Raw genomic sequence first — 2,885 nt, forward strand, 5'->3', positions numbered from 1 at the left:
GTATAATTGATAGAAGTGAAATAAAATGATAAATATAGTTAATAAAGAGAATTATATTCATAATCTTCAATAGGAGAGGTGAATTTGAAATATGGATAATAAAAATGGAATAGAAAATTTAACTATTATCAATAATAAAGGTGAATGTATAGATACATATTTAGAGAATATTAGAGATATCGTTCCATTTCTGCATAACAATCGTTATGTAGATAAAGTGGAAGATAAAATGGAGATAGCTGAAAAAGAGGGAAAGAGTAAATATACGTATTTAAGTGACCTGGAAGTCATTTATCATTTCGTACATTTACAAAAAGATATGGATGAGAAGAAGAATAGAAAAGAAGATACGAAAAAGAGTTATGTGTCTGAAATCTTGTCATTTTGTCAGTGCATGGTGCAGCATGCAGAGGAGTTTGAATTGAATGGGGAAGAGGTACAGCAAAATGCATCTTTATTAAAAACATTGCAACCTTGGCATATTCGTAAATATAATTCTTGGTTGAAGCAGGTAGAGGACGGTAGGAATGGTGAGACATATGCAGTTGCAACACTTGCAAAGAAAACAGTGATCATTCGTTCTTTTTTAAAACACCTTCATGTATTTGCTTATATCAAAAAACCCCTTCATGAAGAACTGCAGCGTGCAAATGTAAATGAACAGGATCGGCCAAATCGGGACCTATCTTATGATGAAGTGATGAAAATCTTAGGGTTTTATAAAGAAAGAGGTCATTTAGTAAACTATACAATTTTACTAGCTCTGGCAAGTACCGGTGCAAGAATTCAAGAATTGTGCACAACAAGAGTCAAAGATTTACACTATGACGGAAAGCACTGGTTAAAAGTAACGGGTAAAGGGGATAAAGTGCGTGAACTTTTCATTTCGGAACATTTGTATCAGTGTATTTGTGAAATGAGACGAAGAAGAGGGTTTCAAACTGTATTGGATCGAGGAGATGAAAGTCCTTTATTTGTAAATCAAAGGGGGAACTTTTATAATTCAAAAACGTTATCGAGTCAGGTAACAGATATGATAAAAAAGACAAATTTAGAGTTTCTGCAGTATCGTGAGAATCCAGTAACGGCGCATACATTCCGTCATGCTTTTGCAATCATGGCCGTTGAACAAGGAAATGCGGATCTATATCATTTAATGCAAACGCTGGGGCATGAAAATATCCAAACAACAAAAATCTATTTAGAGAAGCATATGAAACGGAAGAATAATGTGGGTACTTCCTTTGCGGATATGTTGCAATGAATAAAATAGAAGAAAATAGTTAACTCATGTATAAATATCATAATTAAGCACATGTTATATACAAATATAATGGAGATGCGATGATGAATATTCAAAGACACGAAAATAATGCAAATGAAGTTCTTATTCCAGTTGCTGCAAGTGCTATTGAGCAAATGAAGTATGAAATTGCTCGCGAATTAGGAGTCACACTTGGACCTGATACATCATCGCGTGCAAATGGTTCTGTCGGTGGAGAAATTACAAAACGCTTAGTTCGAATGGCCGAGGAACAATTAACAGGAGAATATAGATTACACTAAGTTAAAGAAGTAATAAAAAAAGAATCCATTTTAAAAATGGATTCTTTTTCTTTTTTTTACATAAACTTTAAAAAATGATTGTGAATCTAAAAAAATGACCTCTTAGATTCCTTTGTAAGCATTTTGACAATTCATATCAATGACATAGGTATCGATGTGAATTAAATCTTATATGAGTGGTTACAGGGTGGTTAAACGGTATTTTGTTTTTTTTTTGTAATTTTAATTCCATAATACTTAAGCCAATATAATACAAATTCATTTATAAGTAATTTTTTGTTAAATATTTAACCGTTTATAATTTCCCCACCATTCACGTGCAGAATTTGTCCTGATATGTAAGATGCATCTTCGGATGCCAAGAATACATAAGCAGGTGCCACTTCAAACGGTTGACCGGCTCGCTTCATAGGAACATGGTCTCCAAATGTGGCAAGCCATTCTGGAGGCAAGGAAGATGGAATTAATGGAGTCCAAATTGGTCCTGGGGCTACACCATTAACTCGGATCCCTTGCGGTGCCAGTGACGATGACAGCGAACGTGTAAAGGAAACAATGGCTCCTTTAGATGCCGCGTAGTCAATTGCATCTTGATCTCCATGATAGGCACTAAGGGATGTTGTATTTATTATGGAGCTCCCTGAATTCATATATGGCAAAGCAGCTTTCGTCAAAATAAACTGAGAAAAAACATTTGTGTGAAAGGTACTTGTTCGTTGGTTAGAATCTACATCAAGTAGACTGTTCCTTATGTATAGTACACCGGCATTATTCACCAAAATGTCAATACGACCAAATTGGTGAATTGTCTGCATTACTGCTTGTTGGCAATGCTGCTCATACCCAATATCACCTGGGATGGTAATGCAACTACGGCCATACTTTTTAACATAGAACTCCGTTTCTTTTGCATCACTATGCTCATTTAGGTATGAGATTGCTATGTCTGCACCCTCTTTCGCGAAGGCTACAGCGACAGCCCTCCCAATTCCACTATCCCCACCAGTTATAAGCGCTACCTTATTTATAAGTTTACCGGCTGGTTTGTAATTGGGGTTATCAAATATAGGTCTAGGTATCATTAATGATTCAATGCCAGGTTTACTTTGTTGTTGAGGCGGGAAACCCATCACATTCACCCCTTTTGGAATTTTCCTATAATAAATTAAATTCTGATATAGGTTATGATTATCATCAGGAAAATATATCCTTACCAAAGAATTAAATAGAGGAAGTGAAGGGGGATTTACTCCATCAAGGTGTAATATCATTTCCTGTTATTTGTAAAAAGGTATTAATTTTTCCCTTTAGGGGTAGCA

The 2,885-nt window shown here is 35.1% G+C and carries 3 protein-coding genes; 2 read left to right on the forward strand and 1 reads right to left on the reverse strand.

All coding sequences use genetic code 11. The features are described 5' to 3' along the window. Positions 1–91 precede the first annotated feature (91 nt). A complete protein-coding gene (locus FT637_RS29435) occupies positions 92–1,264 on the forward strand; it encodes a tyrosine-type recombinase/integrase (RefSeq protein ID WP_193649241.1) in 1,173 nt (390 codons plus the stop codon). A gap of 83 nt (positions 1,265–1,347) precedes the next feature. Continuing rightward, positions 1,348–1,566 (forward strand): small, acid-soluble spore protein, alpha/beta type, encoded by a 219-nt coding sequence (locus tag FT637_RS29440; protein ID WP_193649242.1) that lies wholly within the window; start codon positions 1,348–1,350, stop codon positions 1,564–1,566. Positions 1,567–1,853: 287 nt separating this feature from the next. Here the strand turns inward: FT637_RS29440 and FT637_RS29445 are convergent, their stop codons facing one another. After that, the gene (locus tag FT637_RS29445) at positions 1,854–2,696 is read right to left on the reverse strand and encodes an SDR family oxidoreductase (RefSeq protein WP_131231528.1); all 843 of its coding nucleotides are present in this window, start codon (positions 2,694–2,696) and stop codon (positions 1,854–1,856) included. Between the last annotated feature and the right edge of the window lie 189 nt (positions 2,697–2,885).

It is taken from the genome of Bacillus cereus (genome assembly GCF_015071065.1).
Classification (GTDB): Bacteria; Bacillota; Bacilli; order Bacillales; family Bacillaceae_G; genus Bacillus_A; species Bacillus_A cereus_BA.

Excerpts from the sequence above, each read along its gene's own strand:
- FT637_RS29435 (WP_193649241.1), top strand. The coding sequence starts at position 92 with ATGGATAATAAAAATGGAATAGAAAATTTAACTATTATCAATAATAAA.
- FT637_RS29445 (WP_131231528.1), bottom strand. The coding sequence starts at position 2,696 with ATGGGTTTCCCGCCTCAACAACAAAGTAAACCTGGCATTGAATCATTA.
- FT637_RS29440 (WP_193649242.1), top strand. The coding sequence starts at position 1,348 with ATGAATATTCAAAGACACGAAAATAATGCAAATGAAGTTCTTATTCCA.